At 70.9% G+C, this 22,648-nt stretch carries 22 protein-coding genes and 2 pseudogenes; 10 read left to right on the top strand and 14 right to left on the bottom strand.

Translation table 11 applies throughout. The annotated features are described in order from the left end of the window. Positions 1-10: 10 nt before the first annotated feature. The 3 genes from BV907_RS03030 to BV907_RS03025 are packed head-to-tail and all read right to left on the bottom strand — an operon-like array spanning position 11 to position 2,324. Positions 11-1,258, bottom strand: a complete 1,248-nt coding sequence (locus tag BV907_RS03030; protein WP_077488163.1) for a styrene monooxygenase/indole monooxygenase family protein — start codon at positions 1,256-1,258, stop codon at positions 11-13. 41 nt (positions 1,259-1,299) lie between these two features. Beyond that, positions 1,300-1,503, bottom strand: coding sequence for a hypothetical protein (locus tag BV907_RS18175; RefSeq protein ID WP_139346574.1), 204 nt, complete (start codon positions 1,501-1,503; stop codon positions 1,300-1,302). A 5-nt stretch (positions 1,504-1,508) separates the two neighbouring features. Beyond that, positions 1,509-2,324 carry an SDR family oxidoreductase gene (locus BV907_RS03025; RefSeq protein WP_077488162.1) on the bottom strand — a complete coding sequence of 272 codons (816 nt, stop codon included), beginning with the start codon at positions 2,322-2,324 and terminating at the stop codon, positions 1,509-1,511. A 134-nt stretch (positions 2,325-2,458) separates the two neighbouring features. Between BV907_RS03025 and BV907_RS03020 the strand changes: the two genes are divergently transcribed. Further along, the gene (locus BV907_RS03020; RefSeq protein ID WP_077488161.1) at positions 2,459-3,496 is read left to right on the top strand and encodes an AraC family transcriptional regulator; all 1,038 of its coding nucleotides are present in this window, start codon (positions 2,459-2,461) and stop codon (positions 3,494-3,496) included. 100 nt (positions 3,497-3,596) lie between these two features. On the opposite strand, the gene BV907_RS03015 is transcribed toward BV907_RS03020, so the two are convergent. After that, complete coding sequence (locus BV907_RS03015) at positions 3,597-4,172, bottom strand: NADPH-dependent F420 reductase (protein WP_077488160.1); 576 nt, start codon at positions 4,170-4,172, stop codon at positions 3,597-3,599. Positions 4,173-4,325: 153 nt separating this feature from the next. Between BV907_RS03015 and BV907_RS03010 the strand changes: the two are divergent. The 5 genes and pseudogenes from BV907_RS03010 (at position 4,326) to BV907_RS02990 (ending at position 8,829) form a co-directional block, all read left to right on the top strand. Next, positions 4,326-4,701: pseudogene (locus BV907_RS03010) on the top strand (ArsR/SmtB family transcription factor). Next, positions 4,676-5,278, top strand: a pseudogene (locus tag BV907_RS03005) (cation diffusion facilitator family transporter); the annotation flags it as partial. The pseudogenes BV907_RS03010 and BV907_RS03005, both read left to right, overlap by 26 nt. Positions 5,279-5,613: 335 nt before the next feature. Next, on the top strand, positions 5,614-6,393 hold the full coding sequence (locus tag BV907_RS03000; protein ID WP_077488158.1) for a cyclase family protein: 780 nt from the start codon (positions 5,614-5,616) through the stop codon (positions 6,391-6,393). Next, positions 6,390-8,117, top strand: a complete 1,728-nt coding sequence (locus BV907_RS02995) for a thiamine pyrophosphate-binding protein (protein WP_175637344.1) — start codon at positions 6,390-6,392, stop codon at positions 8,115-8,117. Before BV907_RS03000 ends, BV907_RS02995 begins: the two co-directional genes overlap by 4 nt. A 109-nt stretch (positions 8,118-8,226) precedes the next feature. Next, positions 8,227-8,829 carry a hypothetical protein gene (locus BV907_RS02990; protein ID WP_139346572.1) on the top strand — a complete coding sequence of 201 codons (603 nt, stop codon included), beginning with the start codon at positions 8,227-8,229 and terminating at the stop codon, positions 8,827-8,829. A gap of 40 nt (positions 8,830-8,869) precedes the next feature. Here the strand turns inward: BV907_RS02990 and BV907_RS02985 are convergent, their stop codons facing one another. The 7 genes from BV907_RS02985 to BV907_RS02955 form a co-directional block, all read right to left on the bottom strand. After that, on the bottom strand, positions 8,870-10,189 hold the full coding sequence (locus BV907_RS02985; protein ID WP_175637358.1) for an MFS transporter: 1,320 nt from the start codon (positions 10,187-10,189) through the stop codon (positions 8,870-8,872). 346 nt (positions 10,190-10,535) lie between these two features. Continuing rightward, a complete protein-coding gene (locus BV907_RS02980; RefSeq protein WP_077488156.1) occupies positions 10,536-10,985 on the bottom strand; it encodes an acyl-CoA thioesterase in 450 nt (149 codons plus the stop codon). 146 nt (positions 10,986-11,131) lie between these two features. Beyond that, positions 11,132-13,546 carry a bifunctional salicylyl-CoA 5-hydroxylase/oxidoreductase gene (locus BV907_RS02975; protein WP_077488155.1) on the bottom strand — a complete coding sequence of 805 codons (2,415 nt, stop codon included), beginning with the start codon at positions 13,544-13,546 and terminating at the stop codon, positions 11,132-11,134. Positions 13,547-13,557: 11 nt separating this feature from the next. After that, on the bottom strand, positions 13,558-15,216 hold the full coding sequence (locus BV907_RS02970) for an AMP-binding protein (protein ID WP_077488154.1): 1,659 nt from the start codon (positions 15,214-15,216) through the stop codon (positions 13,558-13,560). A 61-nt stretch (positions 15,217-15,277) separates the two neighbouring features. Continuing rightward, positions 15,278-16,270, bottom strand: coding sequence for an acyl-CoA thioesterase (locus BV907_RS02965; protein WP_077488153.1), 993 nt, complete (start codon positions 16,268-16,270; stop codon positions 15,278-15,280). Further along, complete coding sequence (locus tag BV907_RS02960; RefSeq protein WP_077488152.1) at positions 16,267-16,770, bottom strand: cupin domain-containing protein; 504 nt, start codon at positions 16,768-16,770, stop codon at positions 16,267-16,269. Before BV907_RS02960 ends, BV907_RS02965 begins: the two co-directional genes overlap by 4 nt. A 35-nt stretch (positions 16,771-16,805) precedes the next feature. Next, the gene (locus BV907_RS02955) at positions 16,806-17,651 is read right to left on the bottom strand and encodes a fumarylacetoacetate hydrolase family protein (RefSeq protein ID WP_077488151.1); all 846 of its coding nucleotides are present in this window, start codon (positions 17,649-17,651) and stop codon (positions 16,806-16,808) included. A gap of 143 nt (positions 17,652-17,794) precedes the next feature. On the opposite strand from BV907_RS02955, the gene BV907_RS02950 reads away from it, so the two are divergent. The 3 genes from BV907_RS02950 (at position 17,795) to BV907_RS02945 (ending at position 18,805) form a co-directional block, all read left to right on the top strand. Then, positions 17,795-18,217, top strand: a complete 423-nt coding sequence (locus BV907_RS02950; RefSeq protein ID WP_245827759.1) for a RidA family protein — start codon at positions 17,795-17,797, stop codon at positions 18,215-18,217. Between the two features lie 220 nt (positions 18,218-18,437). Further along, positions 18,438-18,566, top strand: coding sequence for a hypothetical protein (locus BV907_RS19550; protein ID WP_281250838.1), 129 nt, complete (start codon positions 18,438-18,440; stop codon positions 18,564-18,566). Between the two features lie 59 nt (positions 18,567-18,625). Then, complete coding sequence (locus BV907_RS02945; protein ID WP_077488150.1) at positions 18,626-18,805, top strand: hypothetical protein; 180 nt, start codon at positions 18,626-18,628, stop codon at positions 18,803-18,805. Between the two features lie 35 nt (positions 18,806-18,840). On the opposite strand, the gene BV907_RS02940 is transcribed toward BV907_RS02945, so the two are convergent. Further along, a complete protein-coding gene (locus tag BV907_RS02940) occupies positions 18,841-19,263 on the bottom strand; it encodes an SRPBCC family protein (RefSeq protein WP_077488149.1) in 423 nt (140 codons plus the stop codon). Between the two features lie 130 nt (positions 19,264-19,393). Here BV907_RS02940 and BV907_RS02935 point away from each other — a divergent pair, with 130 nt between their 5' ends. Next, positions 19,394-20,008: a dihydrofolate reductase family protein gene (locus BV907_RS02935; protein WP_077488148.1), complete on the top strand. Its 615-nt coding sequence runs from the start codon at positions 19,394-19,396 to the stop codon at positions 20,006-20,008. An 8-nt stretch (positions 20,009-20,016) separates the two neighbouring features. Here the strand turns inward: BV907_RS02935 and BV907_RS02930 are convergent, their stop codons facing one another. Both BV907_RS02930 and BV907_RS19545 read right to left on the bottom strand, forming a co-directional pair. Next, a complete protein-coding gene (locus tag BV907_RS02930; protein WP_077488147.1) occupies positions 20,017-20,850 on the bottom strand; it encodes an alpha/beta fold hydrolase in 834 nt (277 codons plus the stop codon). A 159-nt stretch (positions 20,851-21,009) separates the two neighbouring features. Further along, positions 21,010-22,620 (bottom strand): LuxR C-terminal-related transcriptional regulator, encoded by a 1,611-nt coding sequence (locus BV907_RS19545; protein WP_077488146.1) that lies wholly within the window; start codon positions 22,618-22,620, stop codon positions 21,010-21,012. Between the last annotated feature and the right edge of the window lie 28 nt (positions 22,621-22,648).

Below are 22,648 nucleotides of genomic sequence, written 5' to 3'. Positions count from 1 at the left end.
TCCTTCTCGTTCAGGCCGAGGGCTGAGCGGCGCTGGCAAGGCTGTCCAGATACCGCGCCGCGGAGTCGGGATCCATGAACCACTCGAAGAAGTCCGGCGGGAAGTCGAAGCCGTTCACGAAGCGCTTGGCGATCGCCGGGGACGAGCCGGCCGCGCCGAGGAGGTTGAGGACGTGCTCTGGCGGAGGCGCGAGCAGCGCGTTCGTCCAGCCCGCGACGAACTGGGCGTAGCCCCAGTACCGCTCGAACGTGGCCTGCTGAAAGTCGCGGGTGAAGGGGAGGTCCCCGTGGGCGACGATCGACTCGAGGTACGAGGCCGCGCACTTGGCGGCGTTGTTCGAGCCCTGTCCCGTGATCGGGTCGTTGAGGACGACGACGTCCGCCATCCCCAGGACCGTCCGGCCCGAGGGGAGCGTGACGACGGGGCGGCGCACGGTGGGGGCAAAGCGGCCCTGGAGGACGCCGAGCTCGTCGGTGAGGCTCACGTCGGAGCAGCGCTCTGCCTCCCAGGGCAGGTACGTCCGAAGAATTTCGAGAGAGCGCCCAAGGTGCTGCTCGGGGGACAGGCCCGCCCACGCGTCCATCGGCCCGCCCGGGAGGCCCTCGAAGACCATGATGTCGCAGGGGCCCGAGAGGGTGAGCGCGGGGAAGGTGAAGTACTCGCCGACGCCGGGGATGAGGTTGAAGGCGACGGCGGAGTATTCGTCCCGGGGGCGCATGCCGTGGACGTAGGTGAGGGCGAGGGCGCGCTGCGGGGCGTCGTAGTGGCTCCGCTCGGCGTCGCGCTCGAACAGCCGAGCGATCTCGCCCTTGCCCGCGGCGACGAGCACGAGATCGCTCTCGGCGGCGTAGCGCTCGAGCTCGTCGACGCCGGCGTCCTCGAACACGAGCTCTCCGCCGCGTTGGACGAAGGCCTCCATGAAGGCGGGGAACTTGACCCGCTGGTCGATGGACTGGGCCGGGCGGTCGAGGCGGTGGGCCCAGTCGATGGCCTTGACCCCGGGGGCCTCCGAGGGTGCCACGGTGAAGCCGATGCCGTCGACGGCGGGGGCGTCCTGCCACAGGTCGAGGCCGAGGTCCGACTCATGGGCGAGGGCCTGCCCGAACATGCACTGGCTGGACGAGACCCGGCCGGCGGCGATCTCCTCCCCCGTGCGGTTGGAGACGATGCGCACCTGGTAGCCGGCCTCAAGAAGGCCGACTCCGAGCTGGAGGCCGGACTGGCCGGCGCCGACGATGGTGATGGAGCGTTGTGCCATGGGGATTCCTCGTGGTCTGTGGGTTGGAGTCTGGTCGGTGTCTAGTGGCATTCGGGGCCGAAGGCAGAGTGGCCGTCTTCGACGGCCCAACCGGGGGCTGTGCCAACGTAACCGGCCTCTGAGGCCGAGGTGATGACGACGACGGCCTCCCGCGTGCCGGGCGAGTGCAGCCCCCGGACGGCGGTGGCGGCGTTGCGCTCGCGGTAGTCCACCCAGTGCTGGCGTGCGAGACGACGGGACCTCATGGGGTTCACCTCCCTTCGGCCGGCGCGCTGAGCGCCGGATCCTTTGCGAGCAGGGGGATGGCGGGTTCGTTGCGTTCGGGGCCGAGGGCGGAGTATCCACCGTCGGCGGCCCAGTCGGCCCCGGTCACGAAGGACGCGGCGTCGGAGGCCAGGAAGGCGACGACGGCGCCGACCTCGCTCGGGCGGCCGACCCGGCCGAGGAGGTGGAACGGGGCCGCGACGGCGTCGACGTGGGCGGCGTCGCCGCCGCTGAGGGTCTCCATGACCTTGGACCACGTCCAACCGGGGCTCACGGAGTTGACCCGGATGCCCTCGGCGGCGAAGTCGGCCGCCATGCTGCGCGTGATCTGGACGAGCGCCGCCTTGCTCGCGGGGTAGAGCCAGCGGCCGGTCTGCGCCACGGAGCTCGAGATCGAGGTGAAGTTAATGATCGAGCCGTGGCCCGACTCGGCCAGGAGGTCCCGGACCGCCCGAGCCATCATGACCGCGCTGACCACGTTGACATTGAGCGAGCTCAGCCAGTCCGGCCGATCCGAGTCCACACCGTTGTCCAGATACGAGCAGGCGAGGTTCACGAGGATGTCGAGGCGACCGTAGTCCCGCCGCAGGGCATCAACGAGAGCCGCAAGAGCGCCGTCGTCCGTGATGTCCGTGAGGCGGAAGTCCACCGACGGATGGAGCGCGGCCTCGGCGCCGCCCACCGCATCGATGTCCGCAATCACGACCCGCGAACCCTCTGCGGCCAGGGCGTCGACGACGCCCCGGCCCACGAGAGTCGAGCCGCCTGTCACGAGGGCTACGCGCCCGTCCAGAGTTCCCATCTCAGCCTTCCTTGCCTGTGACCTGTGCCATACTGGGGCCAGTCACGACGCTACGTGCGCGGCGTTTGGCCTTCTATCCGAACCGCGCAGGGCTCGTCCGATTCGCGCAAGTGGCGTCTGGCTTGGAGGCCGACATGCTTTCCCCCACGCTCCGGTTGCCCCGCCCGGACCAAGTGCTCGACCGGCGGGCCACGCTCGCCATCGTCGACGCCGATGAGGCGCAGCAGACCATCGAGGAGCTGTTCTGCGCCCACCGCCTGGTGCCGCTGGACGCTGGCGGCCACGTGGACCTCAAGCTCCGATCGGCCACGACCGCCAACCTCGGGGTGCACCTGCTCGACTACGGCGCCGATGTCCGCATCAGCCCGCAGGCCCTCGAATCGTTCTTCCTCGTCCAGATGCCGCTCCAGGGCCGGGCGACGATGGAGTGCGGGAACGAGAGAATCGCGTCCGACGCGCGGCTCGCGACCCTCCCCCCGATCGACCGGGACTTCTCGATGGAGTGGCAGGCCGGGACTCCCCAGCTGATCCTGTACGCCCCGCTCTCGGCCATGGAAGACGCCGCGAGGGGCCTGTTCGGCGCCGAGCTGACCGGCGGACTGCGCCTCGGCCATTCGCTGGACCTCAAGAGTCCGGCCGGGCAGGCGCTCCTGCGGGCCGCCTTCGAATTCCACGACGCCGTCAACGGCACAGATCCGGCGGTCGCCCCCTACGCGCTGAAGCTCCTCGAGGAAGCTGTGCTGCAGCGCTGGCTGCTCGCCGTGCCGAGCAACGTCTCCCTCTCGCTCGGCCAGTGGGAGCCAGGAAAGGACGCTGCATCCGCTCAGGCCGGAACCGCCAACGCGGCGACGGCGCGGCTGGTCCGGCGCTTCAATGAGCTGCTGGAACGGCATGCGTCAGAGGACGTCATGGTTTCGGAGCTGGCCGAGGCCATGGGCGTGCCGCTGCGCACCCTCCAGGCGGCCGTCTCGGCCGAGACTGGGTCGACGCCGACGGCCATGCTCCGGACGTCACGGCTGCTGCGCGCCCGGCAGATGCTCCAGGACTGCGAGCCGGGCGAACAGAGCGTCACGGCGGTGGCGGGTGCCTGCGGGTTCGGGCATCTGGGGCGCTTCTCCCAGGCCTACCAAGCGATGTTCGGGGAGGCCCCGTCGGCGACGCTGCGGCGGTGAGCTGAAGGGGGATGAAGCAGGAGCCGGGCGGCGCAGCACGAAGGCTGCGCCGCCCGGCTCCTGAGGGCGACTTCACAGGGTGTGTCCGATATGGAGGGGGTCAGGCGTGCACCCCGAAGCCGCCGGTCCAGGAAATCTTGTCGGCGGCGGCGAGGGTGATCTGCAGGAAGGCCTTAGCCTCCAGCTCGCGGGCGCGGCGCAGCGGGCCGGCGTCGATGGCGCGCAGGCCCCCGGCGGCGACCACCTCGGCGAGCCGCGACTTCGCGCCTTCGTCATCTCCGGCGATGAGCACCGTGGTGGGCTGACCGCCGACCTGACCCGAGGCGAGGGTGGCGGCGAAGTTCGTGTTGAAGGCCTTGACCACGCGGGACGTGGGAAGTGCTGCCTGGATCTCGGCGGCGGCAGAGGAGTCGGCGGGCACGGTCAGGGAGTCGAAGGTCTCGAAGTCCAGCGGGTTGGTGATGTCCACGATGACCTTGCCGGCGAGTTGCTCACCGCGCTGGGCCACAATCTCAGGCACGGCCGGATAGGGGACCGCCAGGACAACGATCTCGCCCGTGATGGCCTTGTCGGCGTCCTCCCTGCCGAGGAGCTGGACGGCGTTGCCGCCCTTCTCGACGACGCCGGCGATAGCCGGGCCCATGTTCCCGGTGCCCAGGATGCTGACAGTGGTCATGATGCTCTCCTTCGTATTCGACCTCGTTTTACTTGAGGCTTCAACTAAGCTAAGCCCTAGATTAGTTGAATAGTCAACCATTGTGAAGGCCTGCGACCGGCAGAAGTCGACCCCGCTTGAGGAGGTCGCCTCCCCCGCGTAACGTATCTGCGCATGAACGCAGATCAGAAGACATGCGGGCTTGATCCCGAGTCGGAGTACGTGGAGCTTTGCTGTCGAGGTGTTCTCCATGCTTGCCGATGCGACCCGAGTGCGGATCATCCTTGCACTTCGCGAAAGCGGCAAGCTGCCGGTGAACCGTTTGGCTAAGGTCGTACACAAGGCCCCGGCGGCGGTCTCACAGCATCTGGCCAAGCTGCGGCTTGCGCGCGTCGTGACGGCACGGCAGGAGGGGAATCGAGCGTTCTACCGGTTGGCGAACGAGCACGCCTCCCAGATGGTCTCTGATGCGATCTTCCAGGCGGAGCACTCGCTGGGCGGAGTCCCACGGCACCATCGGGCCGATTCCGCGAAGCGAGCCAGCGCATGAGTGTCGAGCACACGCACGGGCCGCGCACCCATTCCTCTTCGTCCCGCACACCCACGACGCCGCCGACTCGATCGACGACGCACTCCAGGCCAGCCACGAGGGCGTGCGGGCGCTGAAGATCAGCCTCTTCGCCCTCCTCGCCACGACGGTCCTGCAGTTCGCCGTTGTCCTGGTCAGCGGCTCGGTGGCCCTGCTCGCGGACACAGTCCATAACTTCTCCGATGCCCTGACCGCGGTGCCCCTCTGGGTCGCGTTCATCCTCGCCCGCAGGCCCGTGACGAAGCGCTACACCTACGGCTACGGGCGGGCTGAGGACCTCGCCGGAATCTTCATCGTCGGGGTCGTCGCGCTCTCCGCGATCGTTGCCGGGTGGCAGTCAGTCGAGCGGCTCCTCAGTCCGCATCAGCCAGAGAACCTCTGGTGGGTCGTCGCAGCGGGTCTGATCGGCTTCGCAGGCAACGAGGCCGTGGCGGTCTATCGGATCAATGTCGGGCGCAGGATCGGATCGGCCGCGCTTGTCGCGGATGGTGTCCATGCCCGCACTGACGGGGGCACGCCCCTCGCAGTCGTCTTGGGTTCCGAGGTCCGAGTCTCTCTCGACTCGACGGTGGAGGAAGCTGACCGAGTACGCCGCGCCGCCCAGCACCGCCTCAGCCACGCCCTTCCGAACGTTGAGGACATCACAGTTGCCGCCGGTCCCTTCTAATCGAGGCTGGCGCAACCGCCCCGGCTATCCACTGACGGCGGTCTGCTATCCGATTCGCGCAGGGCCCCCTCCCGAGCGTTTCCAATTCCGGAGAGACTCTAGGCAGCCCGCGGAACGTGTTGATACGCTACCCATCTATCGACATCTCCTGACGAACGTCACAAGATCGGCCTATGCGCCAGATTCGCCTGGACGAAGGAGTCCCCATGCCACTGGCATCCCTCATCGAGTCCCTCGCCGCAGGGACCACTCGCGTCGTCGACCTGACGAACCGGCTCTCCTCCGAGACGCCCACCCTCCGGCTCCCCGAGCCGTTCGCCAACCTCGTGGACTTCAGCCTCGAGGAGGTCTCGGCCTACAACAAGCCCGGGCCGTTCTGGAAGCACCACAACATCTCCACCGGCGAGCACATCGGCACCCACCTCGACGCCCCGGTCCATTGGGCCACCGGCAAGGACGGCAAGGACGTCTCCCAGATCGAGCCGCCCCGCCTCGTCGGCCCCGCCTGCGTCCTGGACGTCTCGGCGCAGGTCGCCGAGGACCCGGACTTCCTCGTGGACGTCGAGCACCTCGAAAAGTGGCAGGCGGAGCACGGCCCGCTGCCCGCGAATGGCTGGCTCCTCGTCCGCACGGGCTGGGACGCCTACGCCCAGGACCGCGAGCGCTTCCTCAACGCCGACGAGAACGGCCCGCACTCCCCCGGCTTCACCGCCCGCTGCGCGCAGTGGATCGCGGAGTCCAGCCCGCTCTCGGGCGTGGGCGTCGAGACGGTCGGGATCGACGCCGGCGCGGCCGGCGGCATGGAGCCGCCGTTCCCGATGCACCACTTCCTCCTCGGGCACGACAAGTACGGCATCACCTCGCTCCAGAACCTCGGCGAGCTCCCGCCGACCGGCGCCCTCGTCGTCGTCGCGCCCCTGCCCATCGTGGGCGGCACGGGCTCGCCGGCCCGCGTCCTCGCCATCACCGAGGGCGGTGCCGCATGAGCGCGGCGTCCACGCAGCCGACGGCGGCCCTGAACGTCGCGGACGTCGTCGCCCAGACCCTCGCCGAGCTCGGCGCCGGGCACTGCTTCGGCGTGGTCGGGTCCGGCAACTTCGCCGTGACGAACGCGCTCGTCGCGCGCGGCGTCCCGTATACGGCCGCCCGCCACGAGGGCGGCGCCGCGACCATGGCCGACGCCTACGCACGCATGTCGGGGAAGGTCGGCCTCCTGTCGGTCCACCAGGGCTGCGGCCTCACGAACGCGGCCACCGGCATCGGCGAGGCGGCGAAGTCCCGGACCCCGCTCATCGTCCTCGCCGCGGAGACGGCCGGGGCGTCGGTGCACTCGAACTTCGCGATGGACCAGGCCGCGCTCGCGCGCTCCGTCGGCGCCGTGCCCGAGCGCGTGCACTCCGCCGCGTCGGCCGTCGCGGACACGGTCCGCGCCTTCCGCACTGCGCTCGAGGGCCGCCGCACCGTCGTCCTGAACCTCCCGCTCGACGTGCAGGCCCAGCCCGCGCACGACGCCGGCCACGCGCCGTCGTCCGCCGGCTCGCCCCTGCGCGTGCCGCCGCCCGCGCCGGTGCGCCCGGCCGAGGAGAGCGTCCGGGCGTTCGCCGAGCTGCTCGCGCAGGCGAAGCGCCCGGTCTTCGTCGCGGGCCGCGGCGGGCGGGGCTCGCGCAAGGAGATCCTCGCCCTCGCGGAGCACGCGGGCGCGCTCGTCGCGACGTCCGCCGTCGCGAAGGGCCTCTTCGCGGGCGAGCCGTTCGGCCTCGGCATCTCGGGCGGGTTCTCCTCGCCCACGACGGCGGAGCTCATCTCCGGCGCGGACCTCATCGTCGCGTTCGGCTGCGCGCTGAACATGTGGACCATGCGGCACGGGAACCTCATCGGCGAGGGCACCGCCGTCGTGCAGGTGGACCTCGACCATGGAGCGCTCGGCGCGCACCGTCCGGTGACGCTCGGCGTCGTCGGGGACTCCGGGGCGACGGCGGCCTCCGTGCTCGAGGCGCTCTCCGGCGCCGCGCCGCGGACCGGCTACCGGACCGAGGAGGTCCGCGAGCGCATCGCGGCGTCGTCGCGCTGGCAGGACGTCGAGACCGAGGACCTCTCCGGCCCCGGGGCGGACGGCCTCGACCGGATCGACCCGCGGGAGCTCACGCGGCGGCTCGACGTGCTGCTGCCCGCGGAGCGGATCATCTCGGTCGACTCGGGCAACTTCATGGGCTACCCGAGCCAGTACCTCGACGTCCCAGACGAGTTCGGCTTCTGCTTCACGCAGGCCTTCCAGTCCATCGGGCTCGGGCTCGCGACGGCGATCGGGGCGGCCGTGGCCCAGCCGGGCCGCCTCCCGGTCCTCGGCGCGGGGGACGGCGGGTTCCTCATGGGCCTCGCGGAGCTCGAGACCGCCGTGCGGCTGAAGCTGCCGCTCGTGTGCGTCGTGTACAACGACGCCGCGTATGGGGCCGAGGTGCACCACTTCGCCGCCGACCATCCAGGCACGGACGTGTCCACGGTGACGTTCCCGGAGACGGACATCGCGTCGATCGGCCGCGGCGTGGGCTGCGAGGCCGCGACGGTGCGCACCCTCGCGGACCTCGACGTCGTGGAGGCGTGGCTTGCCTCGGGCACAAATGGCCGGCCCGAGCGGCCCTTGGTGCTCGACGCGAAGGTCGCCTCCGACGGCGGAGCCTGGTGGCTGCACGAGGCGTTCAAGGGGCACTGAGCAGCGGTTGAGAATCCTGCCCGTGGGAAAAGACATCGTAGTCCGTCAGGGGAACGGCACAGCGACCGCTGCCGGACGATGAGTCAGCCATCACGGGAAGGCCGGACCGATGAGCCCCGAATACCGCGAACCCTACAGCGAGCAGGAACCGGGCTGGGACAGGGAGCCGACGCCCGCCCAGCAGGCGAGGCGCCTCGGAGGCGTGAAGCCCGGCGCGGCCTTCTTCGGGTGGCTGAGCGCCACGGGGATGTCCGTGCTCCTCACCGCCCTGCTCACCGCGGCCGGGGCCGGCCTCGGGATCGCCACCCAGACCGATCCCGGGGAAGTGGCCGGGCGGGCGGCGCAGGGCGTGGGCATCGTCGGGGCCGTGGCCGTGGCGCTGATCCTCTTCGTCTCCTACTACTGCGGAGGCTATGTCGCCGGGCGGATGGCCCGCTTCGACGGCGCCAGGCAGGGCGTCGCCGTGTGGCTGTGGGCCGTCGCCATCGCGATCGTTGCCGCGCTCCTGGTCGTGGTGGCCGGAGGCCAGTTCAACATCCTGTCCGCGCTGAACAGCTTCCCCCGGATCCCCGTGGATGAGGGCACCTTGACCACTGGCGGCATCATCGTCCTGATTGTCGCGGCGATCATCACCCTCGGCGGCGCGATCCTGGGCGGGATGGCGGGGATGCGCTATCACCGCAGGATCGACCGCGCCTCCTTCGGATACTGAGACTCCCGGACACTGAGACTCCGGGCTCGGATACCGAGCCTCAGGCCTCCGGCGCGGGCACAGACTCCGTGGTGCCCTGGTAGTGCTGCGACAGGAGACGGTACGACCGGGTGGTGAAGGCCAGCAGGGCGAGCGCAACGAGCAGGAGCCCGCTGACGAGGAACACGAGGGCGATGCCGCGGGCATCGCCCTCGCCGAGCAGCCACCCCCAGGCCAGCCGCCCGCCGTCGGACGTCATGTACGGGATGATCCAGAACTGCGCGATGGGTGCGATGAGGAACGAGGTGACGGGCGCCGCCGCGGACTCGAAGGCCGCGGCGAACCCGAACACGCGGCCCTGCCGATGGAACGGCACGACCTTCTGGATGACGGTCTGCTCCGACGCCTCCACGGCCGGGATGAGCGCCATGTAGACCAGGATGCCGACGGCGTAGAGCCACCACCACTCGCGGACGGTGAAGAACGCCCCGAGGATGCCCATCACGACGGCGATGAGGAGCATCGTGCGGACGGGGTTGGCGCCCAGCCCGAACTTCGCGATCGCGGCGCCGCCGATGAGGAAGCCCGTGGACGTGACGCCCAGGACCAGGCCCCAGAGCTCGACGGGGAACAGGGTGAGGCCGTAGGGATCCATGAGCGCCATGTAGACGCCGCCGATGAGATTGTTGAGCGTCGTGAACAGGATCAGGGCGAAGAGGCCGGGCACCACGCGGATCGCGGCGAGGCTGCCGCGCACGTCGATCGGGGGAGCCTTCCCGTCCTCCGCCACGGGCTTCTCCTCCGGGATGCGCACGAACGTCAGGTGGACCAGCGCGACGAAAATGAAGGCGATCGCGATCGCGAGGGTCCACCCCATGCCGAGCAGTCCGACCGAGAGGCCGCTGAACACGCTCGTGGTCATGAAGGCGAGCCCCTGCACCGTGCCGACCATGCCGTTGGCGTTCGCGTGCCGCTCCACGGGCACGAGCAGCGTGACGGTCGTGGAGAGGGCGATGTTGCGCAGCTGCTCGACCACCGAGCCGAACAGGATGATGCCGGAGAAGACCCAGAACCACGGCCCGCCGAGGTCCACGAGGGCCGACTCGGGCTGCAGGAGGTAGAGGGCACCGGCCACGAGGAACGCCCCGAGCGGGAGGGCACTCGAGAGCACCATGACGTGGTGCTTCTTGTGCCTGTCGACGATCGTGCCGAAGTAGATCGAGAACACCGCGACGAGCAGCATGTACGCGCCGCCGATGATGCCCGTGGCGAGCACGGAGAGGGTTTCGAGGTACACCCAGAACGTGAGCGCGAACCACAGGAAGCTCGTGGTGACGTTCGCGATCATCGTGTTCGCGAGCACCGCGACGAAGATGCGCATGCCGTTCAGTGGCGGCTGCGTACCCGCCGCCTGCTGCTCCTGCCTGGCTGACGCCGCCCCCGGCGCGGGGACGCCCGGCCCGTCGGTCATCCTACGAGGCTAGCCCTCCCCCAGGGGATCCGGAACCCCGCCCGCGCAATCCGTATCGGGTACGGATCTCGACGGGGTTTCGCCCTTCCGGGTACGCACCTCGAGCCCAGACGGGTGTCGAGGTCGAGGAGGACTCGGCGCGGAGGAGGCCTCTCCCCATCGACCCAAGAGTGCCCCCTGGTTCGGACTCTTCCCCGTGCTTGAGCGGGGGGGAAAATCCGAAACAGGGGGCACTTTTGCGGACGTCCGGGCGCGGTCAGGGCAGCGCGGCCGCCGCCACGGCCCCCCGGATCGGGTCGGGCCAGGGCGCCGAGGCCTCGCTCCCCCGCGGCACATGCACCGTCACGAACCGGCCCGACGCCGCGAGGCGACGCTCGACGCCGCCGGAGGGCCCGCCGTCGTGCGCCTCGCCCCACACCTCGAAGCGGAACGCCATCGAGGAGGTGCCCAGCGACTCGAGCTCGAGCACCGTCGTCGCGTCCTGCCCGAAGTACAGCTTCGAGCGGTAGTCGACCTCCTGGCGCACGCGCGGCGCGGCGCCGAAGTAGTCGGTCAGCACGCCGAGCCGCCGGAACAGGCGCGCCTCCGCGGCCTCGACGCTGCGCAGCACGAACGAGTTGTGGTGGTGGCCCGCGGCGTCGGTGTCGACCCACTCGACCGTGCGGGTCAGCTCCTCGCGCACGACGGCGGCGCTCGCCTCGGTCACGGATCCTCCTGGGGTGGGCGGCTGGTGTGGATGAGTGACCCCGCAACGTTGGAAGGTGACCCCGCAACGTTGGAAGGTGACCCCGCAACGTGGGAGGGGGCGGCCCCGGACCGGCTCGGCCGGTCGGGGCCACTCTCTGTGCGGGTTCAGGCGGTGGCGGGCTCCAGGACTCTTGCCTGCTTGTCCGCCACCGGGGTCCAGCGGAGGTGGGTGGGGAGCTCGTCGGCGTCGGGCTCGCGCAGGAGCGACAGGCGCGGGCGGACGGCGTCCGTGCGGGACGACGGCGGCTTGCGGCGCCCGGCGCGGAACTGCGGCACCCACTCGGCGCCCGCGCCGCGGTAGTCCTGCTCGGCCGCGGCGTGGAGGGTCCACTGCGGGTCGTACAGGTGCGTGCGGCCCAGGGCGCACAGGTCCGCGCGGCCGGCGAGGAGGATCGAGTTGACGTCGTCGTAGCTCGAGATGGCCCCGACCGCGATGACGGCCGCGCCGGTGCCCTCGAGGGCCTGGCGGATGCGGTCCGCGAACGGGGTCTGGTACGAGCGGCCGAACGCGGGCTTCTCCTCCTTGGCGATCTGGCCCGAGGAGACGTCTACGGCGGCCGCGCCGTGCGCGACGAACGCCTTGGCGATCTCCACGCCGTCCTCGGCCGTGTTCCCGTCCGGGAGCCAGTCGACGGCGGAGATGCGCACCGTGACGGGGCGCTCGGCCGGGAAGGCCTCGCGGACGGCGTCGAACACCTCGAGCGGGAAGCGCAGGCGGTTCTCGAGCGAGCCGCCGTACTCGTCGGTGCGGCGGTTCGAGACCGGCGAGAGGAACGAGGAGAGCAGGTAGCCGTGGGCGGCGTGGACCTCGAGGAGGTCGAAGCCGGCCTCGGCGGCGCGGCGGGCGGCGGCGACGAACTCGTCGCGGATCTCGTCCATGCCGGCGCGGCTCAGCTCGGCCGGGACCTGGTTCTCGGGCCCGTAGGCGAGGGCCGACGGCGCGACGGTCTGCCAGTTGCCCGACTCGAGCGGCTGGTCGATGCCCTCCCACATGAGCCTGGTGGAGCCCTTGCGGCCCGAGTGGCCGATCTGCGCGCCGATCTTCGCGGCCGAGGCGGTGTGGACGAAGTCCACGATCCGGCCCCACGCGTCGCGCTGCCCGTCCGTGTAGAGGCCCGCGCAGCCGGGGGTGATGCGGCCGGCCTCGGAGACGCAGATCATCTCGGTCATGACCAGCCCCGCCCCGCCGAGCGCCTTCGAACCGAGGTGCGCGAGGTGGAAGTCCCCCGGGATGCCCTCGACCGAGGAGTACATGTCCATCGGCGAGACGATGACGCGGTTGGCCAGCTCGAGGGAACCGATCCGGAACGGCTGGAACATGGCCGGGCGGACCGAGCCGTCGCCGTTCCCCGCCGCGGCCTGGGACCGGGCGAACCACGCGTCCACGCCCGCGGCGAACTCCGGGTCGCGCAGCCGCAGGTTCTCCTGCGTGATGCGGCGCGAGCGGGTCAGGAGGTTGAAGCAGAACTGCGTGGCCTCCTGGGACGTGTACATGCCGATGTTCTCGAACCACTCGAGCGAGGCCTGGGCCGCGCGCTGGGTGGACTGGACGACGGGCCGCCGCTCGGTCTCGTACGCCTCGAGCGACGCCTCGAGCGAGGGGTGCTCGTGGAGGCAGGCCGCGAGCGCGAGCGCGTCCTCCATCGCGAGCTTGGTGCCGGAGCCGATCGAGAAGTGCGCGGTGTGGGCGGCGTCGCCGAGCAGGACGACGTTGCCGTGCCGCCACGAGGCGTTGCGCACCGTGGTGAAGTTGATCCACTTCGAGTTGTTCGCGAGCACCTCGTGGCCCGCGAGCTCGTCAGCGAAGATCTCCCGGACCTTCGCGATCGCCTTCTCGTCCGAGACGCCGGGCGGGAAGACGGTGCCCTCGGTCTCGTCGAACCCGGCGGCGCGCCACACGTCCTCGTGCATCTCGACGATGAAGGTCGAGCCCTCGTCGGAGAACGGGTATCCGTGGATCTGCATGGTGCCCCACTGGGTGTCCTTGACGAAGAATTGAAAGGCCTCGAACACGAGGTCCGTCCCGAGCCACATGTACTTGTTCGGGCGCACGTCCAGGGACGGGCCGAACGACTCCGGGAACCGGGCCCGCACGGCCGAGTTCACGCCGTCGGCCGCGAGGACGAGGTCGTAGTCCCGGGCGAGCTCCTCGACGTCGGGCGCCATGGTGGAGAACCGGAGGTCGACGCCGAGCTCGCCGCAGCGGCGCTGCAGGAGCTGCAGGAGCTCCTTGCGGCTCATCGCCGCGAAGCCCTGGCCGCCGACCGTGTGGCGCTCGCCGTTGAGCGTGATGTCGATGTCCGTCCAGCGGGCGAACCGCTCGGACATGTACTCGGCGACGACGGTGTCCGCGTTGCCGATCCCGCCGAGCGTCTCGTCGGAGAACACGACGCCGAAGCCGAACGTGTCCTCGGCGCGGTTGCGCTCCCACACGGTGACCTCGTGGGCGGGGTCGAGCTGCTTCATGAGGGCGGAGAAGTAGAGGCCGCCGGGGCCGCCGCCGATGACTGCAATCTTCACTGGATGTCCTCTCAAACCTGGGTGCCGTTGGCGGCGGCCTGCTCGCGCAGGCGGTAGTGCTGGAGCTTGCCGCTCGGGTTGCGCGGCAGGGCGTCGACGAAGCGGACGTCGCGCGGGTACTTGTAGGGGGCGATGCGGGACTTGACGAAGTCCTGGATCTCGCGGCGCTTCGCGTCGTCGCCCTCCACGCCGTCGCGGAGGACGACGAACGCGCACACCACCGTGCCGCGCTCGGGGTCCGGCCGGCCGACGACGCCGGACTCCATGACGTCCGGGTGCTCGTCGATCGCGGCCTCGACCTCGGGGGCGCCGATGTTGTAGCCGGAGGAGACGATCATGTCGTCCGCCCGCGCCTGGTAGTAGAAGTAGCCCTCGGCGTCGCGGTAGAAGGTGTCCCCCGTGACGTTCCAGCCGTTGACCACGTAGGAAAGCTGGCGCTCGTCGGCGAGGTACCGGCAGCCGGTCGGGCCGATGACGGCGAGCCGCCCGAGCTCGCCGGGGGCCACCTCGTTGCCGTCGGCGTCCAGGACCGTGGCCCGGTAGCCGGGGACGGCGCGGCCGGTGGAGCCGGGGCGGATGTCGTCACCCGCGGCGGAGATGAACACGTGCAGGAGCTCCGTTGCCCCGATGCCGTTGATGAGCCTGAGCCCGGTCTCTTCGTAGACGTGCTGCCAGGTCTCCTTCGGGAGGTGCTCGCCGGCGGAGATCGCCTTCGCCACGCCCTTGAGCAGGCCCGCCTTGCCCTCCTTGATGATGGCCCGGTACGCGGTGGGCGCAGTCGCGAGGACCGTGACGCCGTGCTCGGCGACGAGCTCGGCGAGCTGGACCGGCGTCGTGCGCTCGGTCAGGAGGGCGGAGGCGCCGAAGCGCAGCGGGAACACGAGGAGCGAGCCGAGCCCGAACGTGAAGGCGAACGGGGCGGAGCACGCGAACACGTCGTCCGCGCTGGGCTGCAGGATGTGCCGGGCGAACGTGTCGGCGTTGGCGAGGATGTCGCGGTGGAAGTGCATGGTCACCTTGGGCACGCCGGTGCTGCCCGAGGTGGGCCCGAGGAGGGCGACGTCGTCCGCCGCGGTTTCGACGGCGTCGAACGTCCCGCTCTTGGTCGCCGCGCGGGCGGTGAGGTCGTGGGGGTCCTCGCCGCCGTACCGAACAACAGCAGGGCGAACGACGGCGGTCCGGTCGCCGCGGGCGGCGACCGCCGCCTCGAGGTCCTCGGCGAAGCGGTGGTCGACGAGCGCGACCGACGGGGACGTGCGCTCGAGGATCTGGGCGATCTCGGCCGCGCGGAGGGCGTGCATCGTCGTCACGACGACCCCGCCGGCCTTGAGGACGCCGAGCCACGCCGCGACGGTCCACGGGTTGTTCGGCGAGCGAAGGAGGACGCGGTTGCCCGGGACGAGCCCGAGGTCCTCGGTGAGGACCTGCGCGACCTGGTTGGCGCGCTTCTGGAGCTCGCCGTAGGTCCAGCGGGTGCCGTCCGGGGTCAGGAGCGCGGTGCGGTCGGCGCCGAAGCGCTCGACGCCGCGGTCGATGAGGGCCGACGCCGCGTTGAGCCGGTCCGGGTACTGCAGCTCGGGGAGCGTGAACTCGAAGGCCGGCCACTGGTCGGCCGGGGGAAGGTGGTCCCGCGCGAACGTGTCCGCGTGGGCGGAGGGTGAGAGAGCCATGGGGGTCACCTTTCGGGCAGTGCGGAGGGCTCTGGGGACGGGGGGCCTGGCAGCCGGGACGTCAGCGTCCGGGCCGGACCAGGGCCTCCTGGGCGACGGTCGCCACGAGGCGGCCGTCCGTGTCGAAGAAGCGGCCGAGGCCGAGCCCGCGCCCGGACTGGGTGCCGGCGGCCTCCTGGACGTAGAGGAGCCAGCCGTCCACGCGGGCGGGGCGGTGGAACCACATCGCATGGTCGAGGCTCGCCGTCACGAGGCCGGGATCCGCCCACGCGTGCCCGAGGGCGCGGAGGGTGGGCTCGATGATCGTGTAGTCGCACGCGTAGGCGAGGGCCGCGGTGTGCAGCTGCGCCTCGGTGAGGGCAGCGCCTCCCGAGGTGCCCGCGCGGGGCGAGCCGGCGCCGTCGGCCGCGTCCCCGCCGTCGGACGCCACGCCGTCGAGCGCCTCGAAGGAGCGCAGCCACACCGCCTGGTGCGGCACCCGCTCCCCCTCGACCCGGACGTAGACGGGGCCGGGGACGTGGCGCATGTCGAAGGACCGGCCCGAGGACCAGTACTCCTTGGATGCCTCGGTGAGCGAGCCCGCCTCCGGGGTGCCCGGCTCGATGTCGGCGAGGTACTCGGCCGAGCTCGGCAGCGACTCCGGGTCCGGGAGGCCGGCCGGAGCCGCGGGGGCGAGCTCGGCGCCGTCCTCCGGGACCTGGAAGGACGCGAGCGCGGCGTAGACCGGCTTGCCGTTCTGGTAGCCGCGGACCTGCCGGGTCGAGTAGCCGCGGCCGTCGCGCAGGAGCTCGACCTCGTAGCGGACCTGCGCGCCGATGTCGACCGGGCGCATGAAGTACGAGTGCATCGAGTGCAGGCCCCGGTCCGCCCCGACCGAGAGCATCGCGGCCGCCGCGGCCTGGGCCACCATGTCCCCGCCGTAGGCCTTGGGCCACGGGCAGGGCTGGGTGGTCGCGGTGAAGGCGAGGTCGAAGTGCTCGGGCTCGGCGGGGGCGAGCTCGAGCGCCGCGAGGAGCGCGGTGGAGAGACTCGTGGAGGTGCTGGCGGTGCTCATGCCCGGCGGAACCCTTCGAGCTCGGAGTCGTCGACGTCCTCGAGGTTCACCACGATGTTCTCCGGGGTGCGGGTAGTGAGCCACACGAGCTCCTCGGTGACGGACATGTTCGCCTCGACGTGCGGCATGAACGGCGGGACGAAGACCCAGTCGCCGGCGCTCATGTCGACGTACTCCTTGTAGCCCTCGCCGAAGTAGATCCGGCCGTGGCCGCGGAGCACGTAGCCGCCGGTCTCGGCCTCGCCGTGGTGGTGCGGGAAGGAGCGGTAGCCGGGCTCGTTGGAGACCTGGCCGAACCAGATCTTGGTCGCCGGGGTGTGCTGGATCGAGACGCCCGAGACGCGGACGCACTGTCCCGACTGCGTCGTCGAGGTGTCCTCCTGGCCGGCGCGGGTCACGACGGGGATGACGCGGCCGTCGGGCTGCGCGTAGAGGGAGTTGTCACCCTCGGTCCGGTACACGATCTGCTCTGCAGTCTGCTCTGCTGTCTGCTCGGGCATGGTGGCTCCTTTGCCTTGTCTCTAGTGTCTGCTGATCAGTGGGTGAAGCGGATGGTGTTCTCGAGGCGGCCCAGGCCCGCGGCCTGGACGACGACGGTGTCGCCGTCGGCGAGGTAGAGCGGGGGCTGCATCCCCATGCCGACGCCGCCCGGCGTGCCCGTGAGGATCACGTCGCCGGGGCGCAGCACGGTGAACTGGGAGATGTAGGCGACGAGGGCGGCGGCGCTGAAGACGATCGTCTTGGTCGAGCCCGTCTGGCGGCGGACGCCGTTGACCTCGCACACGATCTCGATGCCGTCCTCGGGGTCGATCGCGTCGGCCGTGACGAGGACCGGGCCCACGGGCGTGGTCGCGTCCCACGCCTTGCCCTGGAACCACTGGAGGGTGCGCTTCTGCCAGTCGCGGACCGAGAGGTCGTTCGCGAGCGTGTACCCGGCGATGCCGGCTCGCGCTTCCTCCTCGGTCGCGCCGCGCAGCTCCGCGCCGACGACGACGGCGAGCTCGGCCTCCCAGTCCAGCGCGGCCTGCGCTGCGGGCGGCACCGCGACCTCGTCCGTGGGGCCCGTGAGCGTGTCCGCGAACTTCGCGAAGAGCGTGGGGTGCTCGGGGAGGTCCCGGCCCATCTCGAGGATGTGGTCGGCGTAGTTGAGCCCGCAGCAGACGACCTTGCGGGGCGCCGGCAGCGGGAGGGCCAGCTCGGCGTCGTGCCCGGCGACCCCGGCGCCCGGTGCGGCGGACGCGAGGGCGGCCTCCGCCGTCGTCCGCCAGTCCGCCCGGGCGAGGAGCGCGCTGAGGTCCGGGGCGCCGAGGGGCATCCACCGGTCGTCGCGCCGAACGGCGGCGGAGGTGCCCTCCGCGGTCCTGATCGTGCCGAGTTCCATGTCTCTCCTGAGCGTCTCTGGTGTTCCTTGTTTCAGTATGTCGCTTTTCTAACGACCGTCAACTAAACTCAAGTTAGCACGGCTCAGGAGACCGTGACTAGCCCCACACTGGAGACGACCCCGCAAGGGAGCAGGAGGACACCATGGAGGCGACCATGACGCGCAAGGAGACCATCAACCCGGAGTCGCTGCCGAAGCCGTCCGGCTACGCGCACGGGATCAAGGTGGGCAGCACGGTGTACCTGGGCGGGCAGACCGCCCTGGACAAGGACATGAAGATCGTCCCGGGCGGGATCGTCGAGCAGTTCCGGCAGGCGTTCTCCAACGTCCTGGCCACGCTCGAGGAGGCCGGCGGGAAGCCCGAGGACCTCGTCGACGTCACCATCTACCTCACCGACGTGGAGGACTACATGGCCAACGGCCGCGAGATCGGCCGGATCTGGCGCGAGATGGCCGGGCGCGAGTACCCCGCGATGGCCGGCATCGGGATCACGCGGCTGTGGCAGGATGAGGCCCTGATCGAGATCAAGGGCGTCGCCGTGATCGGGTCGGGGACGGCGGAGTAGCTCTCTCCGCCCCGCTGTCCTGGCGGGACGTCGAAGGCCCTCGCCTCGTCAAGGCGGGGGCTTCAACGTGCCGGAGGACGGGCGGCCTCCAGGCCTGATGCTGCTTGCGCGAAACGGATGATGGCTGCGCGGTCCGGATAGAGGGCCCGGGCACGCAAACGTAGCGTTGTGAGTAGAGAAAACAGGCACAGATCACAGGTGAAGGAGGTGAGCAGCGATGATGTCCCGTCGACTCGCACACCAGCGTTGGGTGGAGTACCGCGAGCGCGAAGCCGCCGCTGCCGCCGCCGCCGCCGACAATGAATCCCAGAAGCCGACCGGCCCGCTGAACCGCTCCACGAGCGACTAGTTCAAGCTCATCCCGTCAGAGGCTCACATGCCGTGACGAGGCTCCGAAGGAGGAGACCCATGGACCGAATCCTCGCGGCGGTGGCTGGCGCACTCAGGATCCTGGCGCCGCCGTCCCACAGCAGCCCGCAGTCGCCGGCTCCCATCGAGTCGCATCCCTACAGTGCCTCGCTCCGGCTCGTCGCCACTCCCTGGGAGGGGCTGCACCTGGAGCCAAGGCACGGGGACGGCAACGACTGAGGCATAGACACTCGAGCATCAGTCTGGCCCGGCGTCTACGTCTCGGTCTCGATGAGTTCCTTGATCCGGCGGAGGCTGCCCTCGATCATGCTTGGATCCAGCGACTCCACCCCCGGCAGGTCCAGGTGGAAGGTGAGCTTGGCGCGGCCCCCGTCCACCGGGTCCACGGTGGCCCTCGAATGGATCTCCTGTGGCCCGTGTGGCGTCTGGTCGAGGATTTCGCCACCGAGGACCCGTCCGGGCAGGAACTCCACGATGTCCATAGTGCCCTCGATGACCATGTCCCCGCGCGTCTGCCGGCGGTGGAAGCGTGTGCCGACCCCCATGGGCCCGTCTGTCAGCTTCGTCAGCTCCATGTGCGGGTCCCACCGCGGGTGGTTCGTCAGGTGGTTCACCGCGAAGAAGTCGAACACGACCGCGGGTGACCTGTTGATGATGGTGGAGAGCTCTAGCTTCATGGCGCGCCTGCCAGGTGTGCGACGTCGGCTGGACAACCCCACTGTACGCCGGGCGCCCCAACTCTCGACCTCCCCTGCGCCCGTCGCTATCGTGACTGACACTCTGACGGTGCACGCGAAGGAGCACACCATGGGCATCCTCTCCATCGACCTGTTCATCACCCTCGACGGCGTGTACCAGGCGCCCGGCGGGCCCAACGAGGACCTTGAGGGCGGCTTCGAGTTCGGCGGCTGGCAGGCGGCGTATTTCGATGCGGAGTCCGGCGAGGCGATCGGCGCGGGGATCAACCGCATGGATGCCCTGCTGCTCGGGCGCAAGACCTACGACATCTTCGCCGGGTACTGGCCCACCCGGGGCCCGGACGACCCCATCGCGGTGACGTTCAACGCCCTGCCGAAGTTCGTCGTCTCGCGCTCCCTGACGGACCCTGAATGGGAGGGCACGACGGCATTGCCGGATGTGGCGAAAGTAGGCGCGGTGAAAGACCGTTTCGACGACATCCACGTCATCGGCAGCGGCAACCTTGCTCGCTCGCTGCTCGAGGCCGACCTCGTCGACCGGCTGAACCTCTTCCTGTACCCGCTCACCTTCGGCTCGGGCAAGCGCCTGTTCCCGGACGGAACCGGCGTGCCGGCGGCGTTCCGCTTCGTGCAGCCGCCCCAGGCGTTCCCCAAGGGCGCGGTCCTGCTCGCCTACGAGCGCGCTGGCGCGCCGATCACGGGCATCGACATCAGCGGGGGGTAGGCGCCCAGTCAGGCCGGCTGGCGGACTGACTCGTAGAAGGAGATCAGCTCCTCGGCGACGACCTCGGGTGCGATCACCGGCGCGAAGTGGCCGACGTCGGACAGCTCGCGGACGTGCGCGCCGGGGACATGGCGGGCGATGTGCTGCGCCGACTCGCCCCACAGGGATGCGAGCCGGGTCTGCTGGCCTCGCAGGATCAGGACCGGCACCGTGATCTGGGCCAAGGACTCCGGGTCGATGGACCGCGGGCCCTCGTAGGCGTTGTCCTGCCCGAGGTCGTTGAGCATCGCCGGAACGGCGCCGGCCCAGCGCTCGAAGAAGGTCGTCTGCTTCAGGGCGCTGACCTCGTCGTCGGTGCAGAAGCCGGCGGCGAAGGCACGCATCGCATCGACGAGGCGGCCTTCGGCAGCAGCCATGCCCACCCTCTCGAACGCGGCGCCGATCCGTGGCATGTCAGGTCCTTCCGCGCCGGGTACGACTGGCTCGTAGGCGGCGACGGCGACCACGGCACTGCTCCGCGCGGCCCCGAGGCACCAGGGGCCGCTGCCCGACCAGGCCAGGAGGGAGACCGGCTCACCGATGCTGTCCGCGAAGGCTGTGATGTCCTCGACCAGACGTGGCGGGGTGTGGTCGGGGTGGTCGCCCGACAGACCGCGGCCACGGATGCTCGGGAGGTAACAGGTGAGCCGCTCCGTGAGGTGCGGCAGGAGCTCCTCCCAGGCGAGGTCGCCGTGGCCGATCCCCCCGTGGACCATCACCAGCGCCGGCCCCTGTCCTACGACCCGTCCGACGATCTCGGTGCCGTCGGCGGAGACGGCTCGCTGGATGCGCTTCTCGTTCATGATGACGGCTCCTGATCGGTAGCTGCGCCGGGGGTCGGTGCCTCTACCAAGGACGGTAGGAGCGCCACCGGGTGTCCGGCATCGGCATCTTCGGCCTACCTGCGCGGGCCGGACTACGCGGTTCTGCGCAGTTGCATCCAGCTCACTGGCGCATCCGGCTCACTGGGGTGCGGTCATCCCGTGCTCGACGGCGTAGCGCGCCGCCTGGGTGCGGGAGGTGACACCGATCTTGGCGTAGATGTTCGTCAGGTGCCGGCCCACCGTCCGGTCGCTGATGAACAGCCGATCGCCGATCTCCCGGTTGGAGCGTCCTTCGGCGACGAGCGCCAGCACCTCGCACTCGCGCCGGCTCAGTCCGCCCGGCGCCTCCGAACCCGGCCGGCGGACGCCCAGCCGTTCGTACGCCTCCGCGGCCCGCGCGTCCTCCGCCGCCGCGGACGCCTCGTCGCCGAGGGCCCGATAGGCGTCGGCCAGACGCTCGCAGAGGCCGGCGACCTCGTGCGGAGCGCCGAGCTCGTGCCATCGCCGGCATGCGTCGCGCAGCACCGGAAGGGCCTCCTCCGCATGGCCCCCCGCCAAGAGCAGCGTGCCCCGAGCAGCGGCCGCCATCGCCTCCAGCCCGGAGGTCGCATAGGCCGCTGCCGTCGCGGCAAGCTCGGAGGCGGCGGACGACGCCTGATCCGGCCGTCCCGCGGCAATGGCGATCTCGATCGCCGCGGCGCACAGCGGCGCCCTGCGCAACGGGTCGCCGCCCACCGCCGCCAGGGCCGTGCGAACGGACGTCGCTGCGCCCGCGGCGTCGCCACCCTGGAGCTGAAGCAGCGCCCGTCCCGGCTGCGGGTCGCGCCCGCGGGCGTGCGCCTCGTCGTAGGCGCGGGCGGCGCCCGGGTCGCCACGCAGCCGCCGCGCCTCGGCCACGACGTACCAGGCCTCGGCGGCGTAGTCGATCCGGTTGGCGTCCAGATCCGCCACGACCTCCAGCGCAGTGCGTTCTGCCTCGTCCCACCTGCCGCGGATGAGCTGGAGCTGGGCCCGGTGCACCGCGCAAAGGCCCCCGAACAGCACCGCGGCGGGAAGGGTTGCCAGCCACTGCTCGGCAAGCTCGCTCCACCGGGTCATCCGGCGGACGTCAGCGACCTCGTGGCAGGCCGCGATGGTGTGGCAGTAGAGGGTGCCCGACTGGAACGGCGCCAGCTTGCCGCCGAGGACGGTCACCATTGCCTCGTCGAGCAGCGCCAGCCCGTCGATCACCTGGCCCGACCTGATCAGGGCACGGCCCTCGCCGTTGAGGCCCAGCGACACCAGATCGGGCTGGCCGAGCCTGCGGCCGATCTCCTGCACCCTGCGCGCTGCCTCCACTGCGGCCGCGGGCTCCCCCGCTTGCAGGCTCGGCTCCATCCGGGTCAGCAGAAGCAGCAGCCCGTGCACCGGGCTCTCCGGAACCCCTTCCAGCAGGTGTCTGGCGCGGCCGATCCACCCCGTGCCCTGCGGCTCGTCCCCCCGCCCCAGGTGGAAGATGCCCAGCACGAGGGCTGCGCCCGCCGCCTCGGCCGGTCTGGATTCGGCCAGGAAAGCGTCACACGCAGCGGCGCTGAGCCGAAGGTTGTCCTCGATGCGGCCGAGCCACCACAAGGCATCGGCATAGGCGGCCAGGTCGTCGGCGCCGAGCCGCTCGGTCGGGACGGCGTCGAAGCGCGCCGCGGCGGAGGCCCACTCGCGTGCCGCATGGGCCGTGCGCGCCTGGGCCAGACTGTCCGCGTGCTCGTCCACCCGCCGTCCTCCGTCGACGGTAAGCAGG

The organism is Sinomonas mesophila (genome assembly GCF_001999765.1).
In the GTDB taxonomy this organism is placed as follows: domain Bacteria; phylum Actinomycetota; class Actinomycetes; order Actinomycetales; family Micrococcaceae; genus Sinomonas; species Sinomonas mesophila.
The sequence above is the reverse complement of the archived record's forward strand: the minus strand, read 5'-3'. Positions and strand labels throughout refer to the sequence as shown.